Origin of the sequence: Bradyrhizobium barranii subsp. apii, assembly GCF_011516635.5 — a bacterium.
Lineage (GTDB): Bacteria > Pseudomonadota > Alphaproteobacteria > Rhizobiales > Xanthobacteraceae > Bradyrhizobium > Bradyrhizobium barranii.
The window spans coordinates 8,122,486-8,141,233 of record NZ_CP096255.1; the positions used below are offsets into that span (position 1 = coordinate 8,122,486).

The window sequence follows — 18,748 nt, forward strand, 5'->3', positions numbered from 1 at the left end:
CAGAAGTCCCCTGGCTGCACGTGGGACGTCACCGGTCTCCCCACAGGCCCAATTTGGGCCAAGACCGGCTCTGCTACTCTGTGAGAGCGGATGATGACCTGACAAAGTTAGCGTTCCGTTTCCAAATCACCGAGGATTTGCGCCAACTGGCGGTAGCCGTCCGCCAGTGATGCATTTTCGTCCTTGCGCTGGCGCAGGAACGCCTCCAGCGGCTCGTGCAGCCGGATCGCCTCGTCGACCTCGGGGCTGGAGCCGGCCCGGTAGGCCCCGAGCCGGATCAATTCCTCCATGTCGGCATAGGTCGCCATCACCTGGCGCGCCCGCTGGATGGTCGGCCAGAACTGCGGATCGGCCGATTTCGGCATGGTGCGGGAGACGGATTTGAGGATGTTGATGGCGGGGTAGCGGCCGCGCTCGGCGATCGAGCGCTGCATCACGATATGGCCGTCGAGGATGCCGCGGACGGCATCCGCAATCGGCTCGTTATGATCGTCGCCGTCGACCAGCACCGTGAAGATCGCGGTGATCGCCCCCTCGCCCAGGCCCGGCCCCGCGCGCTCCAGAAGCTTCGGCAGCTCGGTGAACACGGTCGGCGTGTAGCCCTTGGCGGTCGGCGGCTCGCCGGCGGACAGGCCGATCTCGCGCTGGGCCATGGCGAAACGCGTCACCGAGTCCATCAGGCAGAGCACGTCCTTGTCCTCGTCGCGGAAATATTCGGCCACCGCGAGCGTCAGATAGGCGGCTTGGCGCCGCATCAGCGCCGGCTCGTCCGAGGTTGCGACCACCACGACCGAGCGCGCCAGGCCCTCCTCGCCGAGATCGTCCTGCAGGAATTCCTGGACCTCGCGGCCGCGTTCGCCGATCAGCCCGATGACGCTGACCGCGGCATCGACGTTACGCGCGAGCATTGACAGCAGCACCGATTTGCCGACGCCGGACCCTGCGAAAATGCCCATGCGCTGGCCGCGGCAGCAGGTGAGGAACGTGTTCATCGCGCGCACGCCGAGATCGAGCGGGGCGCCGACACGCTTGCGCGAATGCGCCGGCGGCGGCGAATTTCGGTATGGCATCGGCGCCGGGCCCTGCGGCAATGGCCCCTTGCCGTCGATCGGTTCGCCCAGCGCGTTGACGACGCGGCCGAGCCAGGCCGATGACGGACGCACTTGATTGGCGGCATTGGCGATGACGGCCTTGCAGCCGCGGCGCACCCCGTCCAGGCCGGCGAACGGCATCACGACAGCGTTGTTGCCGGAGAAGCCGATCACCTCGCAGGGAATGGAACGGTTCGCGCCGGTCTCGATCACGAGCCGCGCACCGACCGACATCGCGTGAATGGGTCCGGCCACTTCAACCATCAGGCCGCGAACGCCGACCACGCGGCCATAGATGTTGACGCCGTCGATGTCGCCGATCTGTTCGGCCAGAGCCTTCATCAGGGGCGCGCCTTTAATAAGAGGACCTTCATAAGGTGATCGCCTCCGATCCCGGGCTTCATGGCGAAAGACTTAAGTTTCGCCATATTTCTGAACGGCGCTTAACTTCGTGTTTACCCGCATCGTTAATCATTGCGTCACTGTCTTTGTGACTGAGCGTGACTCCCCTTCAGAAGAAGGCTGAGTCGCGGGAGTCGGTTAGGCCCGTCTCTTAAAGTGGAACTTGAACGGTACGGGGTGACAAAAGCTGCTTCGCGCGCAAGACCTTAGGGCGATTCGATAAAAATTGCACCGGGGGGACTTGCGTTCCAGAATCAGAGTTTGTTAACCATCTGTTGTCAGGATCCGAATCAGTTGTTCAAAGGCGTTTTGTTGAGTGCCGCGAATGCGGCCGACCTGACGCCCAGGAGCGGCGACTATGGGGAACTGGCATGCGCGTTTTGCTGATTGAAGATGACAGCGCCGTCGCGCAGTCGATCGAGCTGATGCTGAAGTCTGAGAGCTTCAACGTCTACACGACCGATTTGGGGGAAGAAGGCGTCGATCTCGGTAAGTTATACGATTACGACATTATTCTTCTCGACCTCAACCTGCCCGACATGTCCGGCTACGACGTGCTCAAGCAGCTTCGGGTCTCCAAGATCAAGACACCGATTCTGATCCTCTCCGGCCTCGCCGGCATCGAGGACAAGGTCAAGGGTCTCGGCGTCGGCGCCGACGACTACATGACCAAGCCCTTCCACAAGGACGAGCTGGTGGCCCGCATCCACGCGATCGTGCGCCGCTCCAAGGGTCACGCCCAGTCGGTCATCCAGACCGGCGACCTCGTCGTCAACCTCGACACCAAGACGGTGGAAGTCGGCGGCCAGCGCGTGCATCTGACCGGCAAGGAATACCAGATGCTGGAGCTCCTCTCGCTCCGCAAGGGTACGACCCTCACCAAGGAAATGTTCCTCAACCACCTCTATGGCGGCATGGACGAGCCCGAGCTGAAGATCATCGACGTCTTCATCTGCAAGCTCCGCAAGAAGCTCGCCAACGCTTCCGAGGGCCGCAACTTCATCGAGACCGTGTGGGGCCGCGGCTACGTGCTGCGCGAGCCGCACGAGCACGAAGAGCGCATTCCCGCCTGATCCCTGGGTTTACGTCGCGAGCCCCCGGGGCTCGCTCCTCCCAGCCTGGACCCCGCCGCAAATGGCGGGGTTTTGTTTTTTGGGGACGCCAACGCGGCCTCATCGTCCTTGCGCCATTGAACCGCTATCCTCCCCCCGCCGACGAATGGTCGCTGCACGATGGGGGAACGATGATCCTGCAATCACTGGCCGGCCTGCCTGCCTTCCTGGTCTATTTCTGCACCGGCCTGATCGCGATCGTGGCGTATCTGTTCGTCTACACCCGCATCACTCCGCACAATGAGTTCCAGCTCATCCGCGACAACGAGCCGGCCGCCGCGATCGCGCTCGGCCTCAGCCTGCTCGGCTTCGTGGCGCCATTGGTCAGCGCGATCGCGCATTCGGCCAATGTGCTGGACTGCCTGATCTGGGCGGTCATCGCGCTGATCGTGCAGATCATCGTGCTCTTTCTGGTGAAGGTCCCGGTGCCGAACCTGTCGGCGCGGATTGCCGCAGGCGAGCTTGCGCCGGCGATCTGGCTCGGGCTGTCCTCGCTCGCGGCGGGCCTGTTGAACGCCGCCTGCATGATCTACTGACATGGCCGACAGACCTTCCAAAAAGGAGTTCGGCAAGCGCCGGCCAGCGTCGGCGGCGCCGCCATCGGGTCCGCCGGTGAAGCGCTCCGGCCATGTCGCGCTGCTGGTGATGGGCACGATCGCGGTCGGCACCACCGCCTACACGCTGATGCCGCGGCAGCACTGCGAGCCCTCGCCCGGAGCCGTGCCGGGCCAGACGACCACGACGTGCAGCAGTAGCAGCAGTTCATCGGGCGGCAGCAGCTCGCGCTGGTCGTCGCGATCGAGCTTCTTCAGCAGCGATTCCTCGAGCCATTCCTCATCGGGAACCTCTTCGGACTCAGGCTCCAGCAGCGTGAGCCGTGGCGGCTTCGGCTCGTTCGGCCATGGCTTCTCGGGCGGCGGCTAGCGCATGATCCGGAAAAGTGGCCACCGATTTTCCCTCGCGACAAACGCGGAACGCGTTTGCGCGGAGATCATGTGCATGTTTCGCGGGATCGTGAGCACGGATTTCAGGGGATCGTGAGCAGAGATTTCAGACGATCGTGAGCACGGATTTCGCGGGATCGTGAGCAGCTTTTCAGCAACTCAGCCCGCTTCGGCCGACAACTCAACCGGCTTAGGAACTGCCTCGTCAGTGAACGAGGAAGGCCGATGCCCACCCAGAGATTGTCGATGCGCCGGATCAAAGAGGTTCTCCGCTTAAAACATGTTCAAGGCTTGCCGGAGCGAGCCATCGCGCGCACCTTGGGCATCAGCAACGGCGCCGTGCACAGCTATCTACGCCGAGCCGGGGCTGCCGGGCTGAACTGGCCGTTGCCGGCCGGAATGAGCGACGAGGACCTGGAGCTGCTGCTTTTCCCGGCGCCGAGGCCTGCGTCGCAGAGCCCCCAGCGGGCCGTTCCCGACTGGGGCTATGTCGACAAGGAGCTGCGCCGACGCAACGTGACCCGTCGGCTGCTGTGGGACGAGTATCGCGCCACCCATCCCGATGGCTTCGGCTACACCTGGTTCTGCACGACGTACGAGGCCTGGAAGGGGCGAGCCCGGCCTTCGATGCGGCAGACGCATCTGGGCGGCGAGAAGGTTTTCGTGGATTTCGCCGGCGACACCATCGACGTCATCGATCCCTCAAACGGGGAAGTGCAGTCGATGAAGCTGTTCGTCGCGGCGATGGGCGCCTCCAACTATACCTATGCCGAGGCCTGTCCAAGCGAGGGGCTCGCCGACTGGATCCGGGTCCACATCAATCTTTTCGCCTTCCTCGGCGGCGTGCCGACATTCGTAGTCTGCGACAATCTCAAGGCCGCCGTCACCAATCCCGACCGCCACGATCCCGGCCTCAACCGAACCTATGCCGAGATGGCGAGCCATTACGGCACGGCCATTCTCGCAGCCCGGCCGCGGCGCCCAAAAGATAAGGCAAAGGTCGAAGTTGCGGTGCAAGTCGCCCAGCGATGGATTCTGGCGCGGCTGCGCAACCAACGCTTCTTTTCGTTGGCGGAGCTGAACGCAGCCATCAAAACACTCGTCGTCGAACTCAATGCAAGGCAGATGCGCGACTTTGGCGCCAGTCGCGCCGAACTGTTCGCCGAGCTCGACAAGCCCAAGCTTACAAAGCTGCCGGACCAGGCTTACGCTTTCGCACGCTGGAAGCGATGCCGGATCGGCCCCGACTATCATATCGAGATCGATGGACACTGGTATTCCGCGCCGTATCGGCTCATCCGTGAGCTTGTCGACGCACGCATCGATGACAGAACGGTCGAGATCTTCCACAACGGCCGCAGGATCGCCAGCCACGCCCGCGCGCCCAACCGGCGGGGCCACACCACCATCGCCGACCATATGCCCAGCGCCCATCGGCGCTACGGTCAATGGACGCCCGCCGGAGTGATCGTCGCCGGCGAGCGGATCGGTCCGTCGACCGCCGCCTTCTTCCAGGCCGTGATCGCGGCCCGGCCGCATCCCGAGCAAGGCTTTCGCACCTGCCTCGGCATTCTGTCACTGGTCAAAAGCTACAGCGCGGAGCGCGTCGAAGCGGCCTGCCGGCGCGGCATTCTGATCAAGGCGCGATCCGTCGCCTCGATCCGCTCCATCCTCCAGAACGGTCTGGATCGTACCTTTCTCGACGAGCCCTCCGAACACCAACCCCTGCGCCACGGCAACATCCGCGGCCGCGATTATTTTCACTGAAGCCAAGGAGACCTGTATGCTCAACCATCCCACCCACGAACGCCTGATCGAGCTCGGCTTGAGCGGCATGGCCAAGGCCTTCGAGGAGCAGCGACGATCGCCTGATCTCGAAGCCTTGCCGTTCGAAGATCGCATCGGCCTGCTGGTCGACCGGGAAGCGGCGGAACGCGACACCAGGCGGCTCACCACGCGCCTCAAGCTGGCCTCGCTCCGCCAGAATGCCTGCGTGGAGGACGTCGATTTGCGCACGCCGCGGGGTATCGACCGGGCCGTCTTCGCCAAGCTCGCCAGCGGCGACTGGATCGATCGCCACGAGAATTTGCTCATAACCGGGGCGACCGGATTGGGCAAAAGTTGGTTAGCCTGTGCCCTCGGCCACAAGGCCTGCCGAGATAATCGCTCGGTCCTCTATCACCGCGTCCCAAGATTGTTCGAAGCGTTGGGGCTCGCGCGGGGCGATGGACGTTATGCCCGCTTGCTCAAAACCCTTGGCCGCGCCCAGGTTCTGATTTTGGATGATTGGGGATTGTCGGTGCTCACCGCTGCCGAGCGGCGCGATCTACTGGAAATCCTTGACGATCGCCATGGCCGCTCCTCCACCATCGTAACCAGCCAACTCCCTGTGGACACATGGCACGAAGTTATCGGAGATCCCACGCTAGGCGACGCGATTCTGGATCGCCTCGTCCACAACGCTCACCGCCTCCAGCTTGCTGGCGAAAGCATGCGAAAACGCAACGCCAAAACCATCACCCTTGACGAGCAGCCAGAACGCTGACCCTATCACCGCCTCGGCCGGAGCGAGGCTGCTCACGATCGTCTGAATTCGGCGCTCATGATCGCGCGAAATCGCTGCTCACGATCACTGAAATATGCAGATCATGCGCTGGAAATAACATGCGACGCATCGTCTGCCCCGAGCGCGACGACTGGCGGCAGACCGCCGAACAATGCGGCTTCGCCTTCCACACCATCGACGGCGAACGCTATTGGGACGAGAGCGCCTATTACGCCTTCACGCTCGATGAGATCGAGCGCGGCATCGAGACGCCGACAGCCGAGATCGACGCGATGTGCCTGGAGCTTGCCGGCCGCGTGATCGGTGACGAGCGCTATCTGCGACGCTTGAAGATTCCGGAGGCGTTCTGGAGCTTGATCGCCGAGAGCTGGGAGCGCGACGATCGCAGCCTCTATGGCCGGCTCGATCTGAAGTTCGACGGACAGTCGCCTGCAAAGCTGCTCGAATACAACGCGGATACGCCGACCTCGATTTTCGAGGCCGCGGTGTTTCAATGGACCTGGCTCGAACAGGCGATCGAACGCCGCATCATTCCGGCGCGTGCCGACCAGTTCAACTCCATCCACGAGCGGCTGATCGCGGCGTGGAAGGAGATTGCCGCAGGCCGCCATGTCCATCTCACCGGCACCACCGGCAACGAGGAAGACGCCGGCACGCTCGCTTATCTCGAGGACACCGCGCGCCAGGCGGGGCTCTCGACCAGGATGCTCGACATCGAGGAGATCGGCTGGCGCGACGAGCCTGGCGGCTTCGTCGATCTCGACGACGGCGACATCGCGTTCGCCTTCAAGCTCTATCCCTGGGAATGGATGTTCCACGACGCCTTCGGCGCCAAGCTGATGAGCGCGCCGACACGCTGGATCGAGCCGCCGTGGAAGGCGGTGCTCTCCAACAAGGGCATTTTGCCGCTGCTCTGGGAGATGTTTCCGAACCATCCCAATCTGCTGCCGGCCTTCTTCGAGGACGACGCGCGGGCAGCCGAGCTCGGCAGCTCCTACGTCCGCAAGCCGCTGCTGTCGCGCGAAGGCGCCAATGTCACGCTGGTGTCCGGAGGCATGCCGCTCGACGAGCAGGCAGGACCTTACGGCGCTGAAGGCTTCGTGCGGCAGGCACTGTCGCCGCTGCCGAATTTCTCGGGCTTCTATGTGGTGGTGGGAAGCTGGCTCGTGAACCACGAGCCGTGCGGCCTGTCGATCCGCGAGGACGAGAGCCCGATCACGGGCAACCGCTCGCGGTTTCTGCCGCATGCGATTTTGTGAAATGCGCTCGCGACCTCATCGGAACGGGACGCGAGCGCAGAGACTTGCGTGCTTACTCAGGGTGTCTTGACGATGAATCTCCCGTCGTAGAGGCCCGCGCCCTTGAAGCCGGCTTGCGCACTTTCGAAGCCGCCCGTGCCCGTCGCGTTTGCATACGCCCCGGTGCCCGACAGGATCGTGTATTCGCCTTTCGCCCGACCATCCTTGATCGCGCCGGCGTAGCGCGCCGTGATCGAGGATCCGTCGTCGAAGGTGTAGGTGCTGTAGCCGTAGATGGGTCCTGAGCCCTTGATCAGGTCGGCGGAGTGGACGAAGTCCTTCACCGCAACGCGGCCGTCCTTGAAGAAGGCAACGCCAAACATTTTGCCAGACATGACCGTCTGACCTTCGACGTTCGCGACCTCGGTGACCTTTAAGTCCATCGGCTTGGTGACAAGCTTGAATTCGAGGACCTGCTCGCCAGCGAGAGCAGTGGCGGGCAACGAAAGCGCCGCCAACAAGAAATACGAGGCACAAGACATTCGCATGGTATGTCCTCCTCAGTACAATTCATGATGGAACGGAATCCCGCCTCGGTTCGGCGGGACCATCGCCAGCATAGCACAACCGTCAGATGCTGATCAGGGCCGCGATTGCATTGCATCGCGGCACGAGCTCTATTGCGCGGTAGTCGAGTAATCCGCAATGCTCAAACGCGTGTGAAGCGTCACGCACTCTGACGGAACGATATCCGCCAGTTGTTGCCGATCATTCGCGACGACGGCGTTCAGTGAGATTGCCTGTCGTTCGGCGAATCACCTCGCCGCTGCGATTTTCAGCGGCTGCGGCATCAATCCGCCCATCGGACGGCCGGAGCGCGCGGGATTGAGCTGATAGAGACCGCGGCGCTCGGTGATCGGGCGGAACGCGTCGGTGATGCCGACGACGGATTCGGCGGCACCGAGCAGCAGCGTGCCGTCGGCTTCCAGTCCCTTCGCCATGCGCTCGAAAATCACGGCCTTGGTGTCCTGGTCGAAATAGATCAGCACGTTGCGGCAAAAGATCACGTCGAACGTGCCGAGATGGGAGAAGTCCTGCAACAGATTGAGCTGGCGGAACTGCACCATCGCGCGAATGTCGGCATTGAGCTGCCAGAGCTCACCGACTTGCGTGAAGTATTTCATCAGGTGCTGGATCGGCAGGCCGCGCTGCACCTCGAACTGGCTGTAGATCCCGGCCCTGGATTTCTCCAGCACCTCCTGCGACAGATCGGTGGCGACGATCTCGATGCGCCAGCCGGCGAAGGCCGCGCCCATCTCCTTAAGGCACATCGCGATCGAATAGGGCTCCTGCCCGGTCGACGAGGCCGCCGACCAGATGCGGAGCGACCTGCGCGCCGCGCGCGCCTGGAGCAGGCCCGGCAGGATGGTTTCGCGCAGATGATCGAACGGGATCTTGTCGCGGTAGAAGAAGGTCTCGTTGGTGGTCATCGCTTCGACCACGTCGGTCGCAAGCCGGCCGTCGCCGTTCCTGATCTTCAGCACGAGATCGGGAATCCCGGGCAAGCTCGCCTTGCGGGCAAGCGGCAGCAGCCGGCTCTCGACGAGATACTGCTTGTCGGCGGAGAGATCGAGGCCGGAACGCTCTTTCAGGAACTTGCGCAGATATTCGTAGTCGACCGGCGTCACGAGCGGTCTCCCGCGAACAGGCGGTTGACCTTGGCGCCGATCTGGTTGAGCGGCAGGATCGCCGCGCAGATGCCGGCATTGGCCGCCGCGCCCGGCATGCCCCAGACCACGCTGGAGGCTTCGTCCTGCGCGATCACGTTGCCGCCGGCGGCGACGATGTCCTTGCCGCCGCGCATGCCGTCCGAGCCCATGCCCGTCAGGATCACCGAGAGGATGTTGCCGTGCCAGATGTCGATGGCGGAGGTGAACAACGGATCGACCGCGGGCTTGCAGAAATTGACGGCGGGACCGTCGTCGAGCGCGATCGCCGCGTCCGCGCCGCTGCGCACGACGCGCATGTGCTTGCCGCCGGGCGCGAGGTAGATCCGTCCCGGCTTCACCGGCTCGCCGTCAACCGCCTCGGCCGCCGGCTTGCGGCTCGCGCGCGCCAGGTGCTCGGCGAGAATGGTGGTGAAGGTCGGCGGCATGTGCTGGGTGATCAGCACCGGGAAGCGGTCGATCACCGGGCCGAGCTCGGTGACGAGCGCCATCAGTGCCTGCGGACCGCCGGTCGAGGAGCCGATCAGCAGCACCTTCGGTGCGTGGGCCGAGAACGGGCGCGTGGACAGCACCCCAGACGACGGCGCATGCAGAGCCGGCGCGGGCGAGGCGGGCCGCACGACAGCCGGCGCACGTGCAGCCGGTGCCGGGGTCGCTGGCGCCAGCGGCGGGCTCGCGACTGCGGGCCTGCGGCGCAGCCGCGCGCCGAGGTGACGGATCTTCTGGATCAGGTCGTGATGAAAGATGTCCGCAGCCGACGCTTCGCGCGTCGACTCCGGCTTCGGAATGTAGTCGGCCGCACCGAGCGACAGCGCCTTGAAGCTGATCTCCGCGTTACGGCGGGTCAGCGTAGAGGCCATGATGATGACGAGATCGCGCTTCTTCGCCAGCAGTTGCGGCAGCGCCGAGATGCCGTCGAGCTCGGGCATTTCGATGTCGAGCACCGCAACGTCGGGATTGATGCGTTCGAGCTGGTTGACCGCCTCGAGCCCGGTGCGCAGCGAGGCCGCGACCTCCATGTCATGCTCGGCACCGATCCAACGCGAGATCAGACCGCGTATGACGACCGAGTCGTCGACGACCATCACCCGCAGCGGCCCGGCGTCGCGCGACGGACCCGTGGTCGAATTACCTGCGAACGCAACACTCATTACTCACCAACTCAGACTGAAACGGTTCAGTTGAAACAATCGCCGAAGGATCCGTTCAGCCTCCGGATGTTCGCTCAGATAAGTCCGACTTCCTGAAATTTCGCCGTCACGATGTCCTTGTCGAAGGGCTTCATGATGTATTCGTTGGCGCCGGCGTGCAGCGCACGGGCGATGTGCGCGACGTCGTTCTCGGTGGTGCAGAACACCACCTTGGGCTGGTCACCGCCGGGCATCCGCCGGAGATGGCCAAGGAATTCGTAGCCGTCCATGACCGGCATGTTCCAGTCGAGCAGCACGGCATCGGGCAAGCCGCGCTTGCAGGCCTCCAGTGCCTTCTCACCATCCTCGGCTTCGAGAATCTGGAAGTCGAGGCCCTCCAGGATCCGGCGCGCAACCTTGCGGATGACGCTGGAATCATCAACGACGAGACAAGTGCGCATGTGAACCTCTGCTTCCTACCCCCTTGTGGGGGTACTTCCAATTGCGAGTCCGTCGGCGGCGATGCCGCCGTATCAGGCCGCCATCATCTCGGGCGCGAGCTCGAGGACGCGATCGACGTCGAGGACGACCATGAGCTGCCCGTCGAGGCGGTGGACGCCGCCGGCGAGCTTGGCCATGCGGGGATCGAGGTTGACGGGGTTCTCTTCCATGCCGGCCTCGGCAAGGCGCAGCACTTCGCCGATCTGGTCGATCAGGAGGCCGTAGGATTCACCGCGCAGGTCGACGCCGACCGCCATCGGGGCCTTGCCGTCCTCGGGCTTGGGCAGGCCGAGCCGGGCGCGCATGTCGACCACGGTGACGATGCGGCCGCGCAGGTTCAGCACGCCCGCGATCTCGCGCGAGGACAGCGGAACCCGGGTGACGCGCTCGGGCATGAACACGTCCTGGACGCGGGAGATCGGCAGGCCGAACAGCTGGCCTCCGATCATCGCGGTGACGTATTCGACCATGGCGCCTTCGCCGATCTGCGTCTTCTTGTTGCTCATAGCGGTATCTCCTGATCCCCAGTGCCGTTACGCCGCTGCCCGGCTCAGCTCGGAGGCGCCGGCGGCGCCCGCGGTCTGTTCCTTCAGCGCCGCGATCAGACCGGGACGGTCGAACTTGGCGACATAGTCGTGGAAGCCGGCCTGACGGCCGCGCTCGATCGCCGCCGGCGACACCAGCGCGGACAGGCCGATGATCGGCATCGCGCCCAGATTGGTGTCGGAGCGGATCACTTCGGCGAACTCGAACCCGTTCATGTCGGGCATCTCGATGTCGGTCAGGACCACGTCGAAGCTCTGCGCCCGCAGCGCAGCCAGGCCCTCCTGCGCGGTCGGCGCGGTGCGGACGCGGTAGCCGGCCGCCTTCAGCACGGGTGCCAGCATGTTGCGGAAGAAGGCCGAGTCGTCGACCAGCAGCACCGACTGCGAGTGCTGCGACGGCTTCATCTCCTTGCGGGTGAACCAGTCGGCGAACGCCATCGGCAGGAAGTGGCCGACGTCGATCACCTCGGTGGCCTGGCCCTTGATCACGGCCGAGCCGAGAATGCCGGAGGCGGAGCCGCCGACCTCGATATTGAGCCGTTCCTCGACGATGTCGATGATCTCGTCGACGACGAGGCCCATGGAGCGGCCGTCATCGGCGAACACCAGGATCGGCTGGGCGCCCTGGCTCGCAATGGTGACGCTCTCCATGGCGACGAGCGGCATCAGCTGCTCGCGGTACTGCACCATGTAGCGGCCGTTGCTGAACTCGATCTTGTCGGCCGGGAGCTCTTCCAGACGGGTGACGAGCCCGAGCGGGACCGCCTTGGGCTGGCTGGAGCCGGCGCGGAAGACGAGCAGCGAGGTGGTCTGCTCGCCACTTCCGATGTGATGCGCGCCATTCTCGTCGCCCATGTCATGGGCCGAGGAGCCGGCGGCGCCGAGCGCTTTCGCAATGCCGTTGGGGTCGATGATCATGATGACAGCGCCATCGCCCAGAATGGTGTTGCCGGAGAACATGTCGATGTGACGCAGTTTTGTCGACATCGGCTTCACGACGATCTCTTCGGTGTGGAACACGCCGTCGACCACGATGCCAAAGGTCTGGCTGCCGACTTGCGTGACCACGATAAAGCCGTTCTCGGGATCGGAGGCCGCGCCGTCGTCGATCTTCAAGAGCTTCTTGAGATGGATCAGCGGCAGCAGCTTGTTGCGCAACCTGAGGACAGCGGTGTCCTTGATACGCTCGATGCGGTGCTCGCTGTTGGCCCGCGCACGGACGAGCTCGACCACCGAGAGCTGCGGGATCGCGAAGCGGTCGCCGGCGGCCTCGACGATCAGGGCCGAGACGATGGCCAAGGTCAGCGGGATCTTGATGGTGACGGAGGAACCCTCGCCAGCCACCGACTTGATGTCGATGGTGCCGCCGATCTGGTCGATATTGGTGCGCACCACGTCCATGCCGACGCCGCGGCCTGAGACCGAGGTGATGGCGGCCGCGGTGGAGAAGCCCGGCGCGAAGATGAACTTGTGGATCTGGGCTTCGCTCATCTTCTCGAGCTCGGCCTCGGTGACGAGACCGGAGGAGATCGCCTTGGCCTTGATCCTCTCGGTGTTGAGGCCGCGGCCGTTGTCGGCGATGCAGATGATGATGTGGCCGCCCTCGTGATAGGCGGACAGGCGGATGGTGCCCTGCTCGCCCTTGCCGGACGCGAGCCGCTCGGCGGGGGTCTCCAGGCCATGGTCGGCGGAGTTGCGCACCATGTGGGTGAGCGGGTCCTTGATCAGGTCGAGCACCTGGCGGTCGAGCTCGGTGTCGGCGCCGTGCATCTCCAGCTCGATCTGCTTGCCGAGTTCGGACGAGAGATCGCGGACGATGCGGGGCAGCTTCTGCCAGGCATTGCCGATCGGCTGCATGCGCGTCTTCATGACGCCTTCCTGCAGCTCGGCGGTGACGTTGGACAGGCGCTGCAACGGCACCTTGAACTCGGTGTCCTCGTTGCGGCGGGAGATCTCCAGCAGCTGGTTGCGGGTCAAGACCAGCTCGGAGACCATGGTCATCAGATGCTCCAGCGTATCCACGTTGACGCGGATCGACTGGTTGGCGATGCGGTCGCCTTCGGCGGCGCCCTCGTCGGCCATCGACTTCTTCGGCGCGACCTTTTCCTTGGCCGGCTTCGCAGCTTCCTTGGCGGCGGGCGCGGGAGCTTCAGCAGCCGGCGCGGGCTCGGCCTTGACGACGGGGGCCGGCGCTTCGATCGCGGTCTCGCGGAAGGCGCGCTCGAGCTCGTCGAGCGAGACTTCGCCCGGACGCAGCGGGCGCTCCAGGGTCTGGTCGATCAGCGAGCCCTGCGTCATCTCCTTTGCGGGCGCAGGCGCAGCAGCAACAGGGGCTTCAGGCGCCAGTGGCGGAGATTCGGCGACAGGAGCAGCGGCCCCAGCGGCCATAGCCGCCATGCCCTGCTCGACCATCGCTTCCAGCTTGTCGATGAGATCGCGGTCGGTGCCCTCGGGCTCGGCTTCGGTCGCCTCGAGGCCGGCGAGGATCTCCTTGATGCGGTCGATCGAGGACAGGATCACCGTCACGGCCTGCCCCGTCACCGGCATGCCGTCGCGGAATTTGCCCATCAGCGTCTCGCCGGCATGTGCCAGCGCTTCAAGCCGCGGCAGACCGAGGAAGCCGCACGTGCCCTTGATGGTGTGGACCAGGCGGAAGATGTTATCCAGGATCTTGGCGTTGTTCGGCTCCTGCTCGAACTTCACCAGCTGATTGTCGACGGTGTCCAGGCTCTCGCTGGTCTCCGTCAAAAACTCCCGCAACAGATCATCCATGAAAACAGGCCTTCATACAGGGAGGGCGCGCACGACTTGTGATGCGCCATTTCGGAATGGGGCCAGCTTCACCGCAAAGCGTTTAATAATGGTTGAGTATGTGCAAAAGAACGGAACCAACAAAGAGATAAGGCGCTCCGGACAAGCCGAAGCGCCTCGTAAAGATTCGATTAACGTTTGAGGGCGGCGGCGCGCTTACGACGCGGTAACGGTGATGGCTTCGCCTTCGTGCGCGAGCCTCACGGTGAGCCCGCAAGCCTCTGCCAACAGCCGCGTATAATAAGGCTGGATCGCGTGCGCATCCGCGGCCGGGCCGCGCTCCCCGCTCAGGAGCTCGGAGATGTTCTGCGGCAGGCGCGCATTATGACCGGTCGCGGTGACGCGGAAGCTCATGGTCTCGCCGTCACCGATCGGGTCGATCGTCAGCATGCCGCCGCGCGGGATCGTGTGCTGGGAAACAACCAGCATATTGAGCAGCAGCTTGACGCGATTCTTCGGCAGCAGGAGCCGCGGCAGATTCCAGGTGATCGAGCACTTGCCGTCCTCGATGTGGCCGCGCGCCATGGTCTGGGCGTCGCCGAGGTCGATCTGCGCGCCGGACGAGCCGGCCGCGCCGAAGGCCAGGCGACAGAACTGGAGGCGGGCGGAGGCGGTTTTCGCGCTCTTGCGGATCAAATCGAGCGCGAACTCGCGATCCTCGGGCTTGGGATCGTCGTCGAGCACTTCGAGCCCATTGACGATGGCGCCGACAGGGCTGATGAGATCGTGGCAGACCCGCGAGCACAGGAGCGCGGCGAGTTCGAGCGCATCTGGAGCGGTAGCGGTACCGGGTGACGAAGCGTCAGACATAAAGGGTTCCTGGAATTGCACGGCGCGGACGCGGCGAATCACGCATGCTTGACGAATGCCGCAGGTTCTAACATTCGCAAGCCCGTGGCAGCTAGCTTGCGATCGGTTCGAAGCGGCCCTAAAGCCGCGGCGAATCAGTCGAGTAGGGATGGAATTGCCGATGAATGAGGCATGCAGGTGAAGCGGATCATCGACGGCCCGGCCGCCTCCCACCTCATGGAGCCGCTTACCGCGCTGGTGGTGAAGGCGGGCGAAGCGATTCTCGCTGTCAACCGCGCGGCGATGCGGGTCGACGGCAAGCAGGACGGCTCGCCGGTCACCGAGGCCGATCTCGCCGCCGACCGCATCATCGCTGACGGCCTGGCGCAGCTTGCGGCCGACGTGCCGACGCTGTCGGAAGAGCGGACCCAGCTCGCCTCGCCGCCATTCCGCGACAGCTTCTTCCTGATCGACCCGCTCGACGGCACCAAGGAGTTCGTCGCCGGCCGCGACGAGTTCACCGTCAACCTCGCCCTCGTGACCGAAGGCGTGCCGCTGCTGGGAATCGTAGCCGCGCCCGCGCTCGGCCTGCTCTGGCGCGGCATCGTCGGCCGCGGCGCCGAGCGCGTCAGGTTCGACGGCACGAGCATCGGTGCTGCCGAACCGGTCCGCACCCGCACGCTGCCGACGCAGGGCGAGCCCTGGATCGCGGCGGTGAGCCGTTCCCATGGCGACCTCAGAAGCGAGGCGTTCATCGACGGCCGGCCCAATGCGGTCAGGAAGACGGTCGGCTCGGCGGTGAAATTCGGCCGGATCGCGGAGGGCAGTGCCGACATCTATCCCCGCTTCGGACCCACTTGCGAATGGGATGTCGGGGCAGGCTGCGCGGTCGTGACGGCGGCCGGCGGCAAGGTCACCGACGGCAAGGGTGGCGAGCTCCGATTCGGCCAGCGCGGCGACACCGGCTTCATTATCCCGGAGTTCATCGCCTGGGGCGATTCGCGGGCGGCAGACTGCTACTGACTGAGCTGTTCCTGAAGCGCCGGCCAGCGCTTGCGTACCTCATAGAGGAAGCGCTCCGGGTCGGCGGCGAAGGCATCGCGGTTGGCCTCCCGGCTGAACAGATAGAGCCGCTGCGCCGAAATCACGTAGAAGCGGGGATTGGCGGCGACGGCGACGCCGCGGGCGATGTCGGCCGGATCGTAGCCGCCGAACTGCGGTCCATAGATCTCGGGATGGGCCAGGAAGGACGCCCGGTTGCCCTCGTTGCGGAAACGCCAGACCGCGCCCCAGAGGTTCGCCTCGAACTCGGCCGTCCCCTGCACGGCCGCGCCATCGACGAAATAGGCGACGGGGTCGAAACCCTCGATCGCGACGCCGCTGAAGCGGTTGACGACGATCCGCTCGGTGGTGGCAGCCTCGGCCGGCAAACCTGCGCAAGCGATCCAAATGCCGGCCAGCAGGCAGACCAGAAAGCGGATCAAGGCGATTCCGGGGCGCAAAGGGCTATCTTCCTGCCGTTGTGCCGTCATAGTTGCTGCGGATAACATCCGAGTCGAGGGGACATCCGGCGCAACCTAGAGCCGTGCCTGTTGGCGTCAGGTTAAGGAAGCGGCGGGATTCGATACCAGGGGTTCTTTTATGACTTTCGCATCACGCCTTGCTGCGGTCGCGCTTGCCGCGCTGGTCGGCTGGATCGTCCCGGCCTCCGCCCAGCAGCCGCCGCCGCCCAATTTGCCGCCGCCGCAGCGGAGCCCGTCACCCAGCACCTATGGGCCGGACGAACTCGTGACCACCGGCCACCGCTTCTTCGGCAACGTCTCGCGCGGGCTCGCCTCGATCATCGAGAAGGCCGTCAGCCAGTGGGGCCTGCCCAACGGCTATATCCTGGGTGAGGAAGGGTCCGGCGCCTTCGTTGCCGGCCTGCGCTACGGCGAAGGCACGCTCTACACCAAGAACGCCGGCGACCTGCGTGTCTATTGGCAGGGCCCCTCGCTCGGCTTCGACTGGGGCGGCGACGGCGCGCGCACCATGACGCTGGTCTATAACCTGCCCGCCACCAACGCGATCTACCAGCGCTTCGCCGGCATCGACGGCTCGGCCTATATCATCGGCGGCTTCGGCATGACGGCGCTCACCGCCAACAACATCGTGCTGGTGCCGATCCGCTCGGGCCTCGGGCTACGGCTGGGCGCCAATATCGGCTATTTGAAATTCACCCCGCGCGCGACCTGGAACCCGTTCTAAAGCGCGATCGCGCTCCAGACTGTTGTTTGAGCATGATCTTTCCGGAGAGCCGCTGCGCACTTTGCGCTGACGCGGCCCTTCGGGCCCGGATCATGCTCTAGGGCTCCCTCCTCGGGTCCGATTCCGGATTCACGTTAACAACAGGGCGGGGCTGGCTTTTTGCCGGCCCGCCATGCATTGTCTTTGGTAAATTTTTCCTTGCTTTCGGAGTTCTGGCCCCATGGTCGAACCGATCATGTACCTGGCGATCGGCTTCCTGCTCTCGATGCTGTGCGGGCTTGCCATCGTGCCGCTGGTGCATAACCGCGCGGTCCGCCTGACCACGCGCCGGCTCGAGGCCGCCACGCCCCTGTCGATGGCCGAGATCCAGGCCGACAAGGACCAGCTCCGCGCCGAATTCGCCATGTCGGCGCGGCGGCTCGAGATGAGCGTCGACCAGCTCAAGAACAAGACCACGAGCCAGCTCGCCGAGCTCGGCAAGAAGAGCGACGCCATCAACCGCATGAAGATCGAGCTCGGCGAGAAGAACGCCACGATCTTCGCGCTGGAGGCGCGCGAGAAGGCGGTGAAGGAGCAGCTCCGCGCCACCGAAGAGGAATTCAGCGCCAAGACCGAGGCCCTGCGCGCCGCCGAGAATGCGCTGACCGACAAGCAGGGCGAGCTCGCAAAAATTAATTCCGAGCTGTCCGACCGCTCGATGATGGCGGAGAGCCGGCAGGTCGAGCTGGTCGCGGTGCGCGCGCAGATCGAGAACTTGAAAAATCGCGTCGGCGACGCCGAGAAGGAATTTGCCGCCACGCAGGCGCGGTTGACGCAGGAGCGGACCGAATCCGAGACCGCCTCCCGCGAGCTCGGCGATGCGCGCGGCCGTGTCGAGAATCTGAGCCAACGCGTCACCGAGCTCGATCGCCAGCTGATCGTGCAGGTGAAAGAGGCCGAGATGCTGTCGGGCCGCGTCGCCGATCTCGAAGGCCGCCTCGCCACGCAGGGCAAGCTGCTCGCCGAGCGCGACTACGAGAACAACCAGCTCCGCCAGGCCAATGAGGGCAATGATCGCACCATCAAGGAGCTGCGCGTCGAGATCGCCGGCTTGAGCGGCGGCAAGTCGTCGGCGGCGTTCGAATCGCTCCGCGCGGAAAAGACCGCGCTGGAGGAGCAGCTGCGCACCGCGCGCGACGAGCGCGCCAAGCTCCAGCGCGACATCAACGCGATCCAGCAGCAGGCGGAGAGTTCCTGGGCGACCGAGCGCATGGAGAATGCGCTGCTGCGCGAACGCATCAACGACATCGCGGCCGAGGTCGCCAAGCTCGCGATGCAGCTCGAAGGCCCGAACTCGCCGATCGAGGCGCTGCTGGCGGCCGAGGCCGGCCAGCCCCCGAAACCGGCGCCCCGCCCGGCCAATGACGCCGCCGGCAATGGCGCGGCCGCAATCACCCTGCCCGAGGGCGGCGGAACGCTCGCCGAGCGCATCCGCGCGCTGCAGGCCCACGCCTCCCGCGCCCGCCAGCAGGGCGCATAAGCCGCCCAAACCACGGTTTCGCCTGCGATTGCGTGATTGACGGAAGGTTTTCCGGCCTCGAGGCGCCTGGAAACTTGACACCTTTGGCCCGCACTTCTAAATCGCGGGCTCCGATGTGCCGGCCGG

18 protein-coding genes are annotated in these 18,748 nt (G+C 64.8%); 9 read left to right on the plus strand and 9 right to left on the minus strand.

Annotation, left to right across the window (positions count from 1 at the left end):
- Positions 1-107: 107 nt before the first annotated feature.
- Positions 108-1,433 carry a flagellar protein export ATPase FliI gene (gene fliI, locus HAP41_RS38950; protein WP_038936482.1) on the minus strand — a complete coding sequence of 442 codons (1,326 nt, stop codon included), beginning with the start codon at positions 1,431-1,433 and terminating at the stop codon, positions 108-110.
- Between the two features lie 431 nt (positions 1,434-1,864).
- On the opposite strand from fliI, the gene ctrA reads away from it, so the two are divergent.
- From ctrA to HAP41_RS38980, 6 genes are all read left to right on the plus strand, one after another.
- A complete protein-coding gene (gene ctrA, locus HAP41_RS38955; RefSeq protein ID WP_008138878.1) occupies positions 1,865-2,566 on the plus strand; it encodes a response regulator transcription factor CtrA in 702 nt (233 codons plus the stop codon).
- Positions 2,567-2,736: 170 nt separating this feature from the next.
- On the plus strand, positions 2,737-3,141 hold the full coding sequence (locus tag HAP41_RS38960) for a DUF350 domain-containing protein (RefSeq protein ID WP_014497691.1): 405 nt from the start codon (positions 2,737-2,739) through the stop codon (positions 3,139-3,141).
- Between the two features lies 1 nt (position 3,142).
- The gene (locus tag HAP41_RS38965) at positions 3,143-3,529 is read left to right on the plus strand and encodes a hypothetical protein (protein WP_166082046.1); all 387 of its coding nucleotides are present in this window, start codon (positions 3,143-3,145) and stop codon (positions 3,527-3,529) included.
- Positions 3,530-3,774: 245 nt separating this feature from the next.
- Complete coding sequence (gene istA, locus HAP41_RS38970) at positions 3,775-5,316, plus strand: IS21 family transposase (RefSeq protein WP_166065845.1); 1,542 nt, start codon at positions 3,775-3,777, stop codon at positions 5,314-5,316.
- A 16-nt stretch (positions 5,317-5,332) separates the two neighbouring features.
- Positions 5,333-6,094: an IS21-like element helper ATPase IstB gene (gene istB, locus HAP41_RS38975; RefSeq protein WP_166063422.1), complete on the plus strand. Its 762-nt coding sequence runs from the start codon at positions 5,333-5,335 to the stop codon at positions 6,092-6,094.
- Between the two features lie 119 nt (positions 6,095-6,213).
- Positions 6,214-7,374 (plus strand): glutathionylspermidine synthase family protein, encoded by a 1,161-nt coding sequence (locus HAP41_RS38980; RefSeq protein WP_166082027.1) that lies wholly within the window; start codon positions 6,214-6,216, stop codon positions 7,372-7,374.
- A gap of 56 nt (positions 7,375-7,430) precedes the next feature.
- On the opposite strand, the gene HAP41_RS38985 is transcribed toward HAP41_RS38980, so the two are convergent.
- From HAP41_RS38985 to chpT, 7 genes are all read right to left on the minus strand, one after another.
- Positions 7,431-7,856, minus strand: a complete 426-nt coding sequence (locus HAP41_RS38985) for a hypothetical protein (protein ID WP_247458128.1) — start codon at positions 7,854-7,856, stop codon at positions 7,431-7,433.
- A gap of 312 nt (positions 7,857-8,168) precedes the next feature.
- Positions 8,169-9,041, minus strand: a complete 873-nt coding sequence (locus HAP41_RS38990; RefSeq protein ID WP_071916425.1) for a CheR family methyltransferase — start codon at positions 9,039-9,041, stop codon at positions 8,169-8,171.
- Positions 9,038-10,231: a protein-glutamate methylesterase/protein-glutamine glutaminase gene (locus tag HAP41_RS38995; protein WP_166082013.1), complete on the minus strand. Its 1,194-nt coding sequence runs from the start codon at positions 10,229-10,231 to the stop codon at positions 9,038-9,040. Before HAP41_RS38995 ends, HAP41_RS38990 begins: the two co-directional genes overlap by 4 nt.
- A 74-nt stretch (positions 10,232-10,305) precedes the next feature.
- Positions 10,306-10,671, minus strand: a complete 366-nt coding sequence (locus HAP41_RS39000) for a response regulator (RefSeq protein WP_007600538.1) — start codon at positions 10,669-10,671, stop codon at positions 10,306-10,308.
- 72 nt (positions 10,672-10,743) lie between these two features.
- Positions 10,744-11,217: a chemotaxis protein CheW gene (locus HAP41_RS39005; RefSeq protein WP_166082010.1), complete on the minus strand. Its 474-nt coding sequence runs from the start codon at positions 11,215-11,217 to the stop codon at positions 10,744-10,746.
- 27 nt (positions 11,218-11,244) lie between these two features.
- Positions 11,245-14,028, minus strand: coding sequence for a hybrid sensor histidine kinase/response regulator (locus HAP41_RS39010; protein WP_166082008.1), 2,784 nt, complete (start codon positions 14,026-14,028; stop codon positions 11,245-11,247).
- Positions 14,029-14,223: 195 nt separating this feature from the next.
- Positions 14,224-14,877, minus strand: coding sequence for a histidine phosphotransferase ChpT (gene chpT, locus HAP41_RS39015; protein WP_166081993.1), 654 nt, complete (start codon positions 14,875-14,877; stop codon positions 14,224-14,226).
- A 171-nt stretch (positions 14,878-15,048) separates the two neighbouring features.
- On the opposite strand from chpT, the gene HAP41_RS39020 reads away from it, so the two are divergent.
- Positions 15,049-15,879 carry a 3'(2'),5'-bisphosphate nucleotidase CysQ family protein gene (locus HAP41_RS39020; RefSeq protein ID WP_175618005.1) on the plus strand — a complete coding sequence of 277 codons (831 nt, stop codon included), beginning with the start codon at positions 15,049-15,051 and terminating at the stop codon, positions 15,877-15,879.
- Here the strand turns inward: HAP41_RS39020 and HAP41_RS39025 are convergent.
- Positions 15,873-16,358 carry a YHS domain-containing (seleno)protein gene (locus tag HAP41_RS39025; protein ID WP_071916429.1) on the minus strand — a complete coding sequence of 162 codons (486 nt, stop codon included), beginning with the start codon at positions 16,356-16,358 and terminating at the stop codon, positions 15,873-15,875. The two genes, HAP41_RS39020 and HAP41_RS39025, sit on opposite strands and share 7 nt — an antisense overlap.
- A 139-nt stretch (positions 16,359-16,497) precedes the next feature.
- Here HAP41_RS39025 and HAP41_RS39030 point away from each other — a divergent pair, with 139 nt between their 5' ends.
- Together HAP41_RS39030 and HAP41_RS39035 are read left to right on the plus strand one after the other, a co-directional pair.
- Complete coding sequence (locus HAP41_RS39030; RefSeq protein ID WP_166081979.1) at positions 16,498-17,103, plus strand: DUF1134 domain-containing protein; 606 nt, start codon at positions 16,498-16,500, stop codon at positions 17,101-17,103.
- Positions 17,104-17,323: 220 nt separating this feature from the next.
- The gene (locus HAP41_RS39035; RefSeq protein ID WP_063985401.1) at positions 17,324-18,622 is read left to right on the plus strand and encodes a coiled-coil domain-containing protein; all 1,299 of its coding nucleotides are present in this window, start codon (positions 17,324-17,326) and stop codon (positions 18,620-18,622) included.
- Positions 18,623-18,748 lie beyond the last annotated feature (126 nt).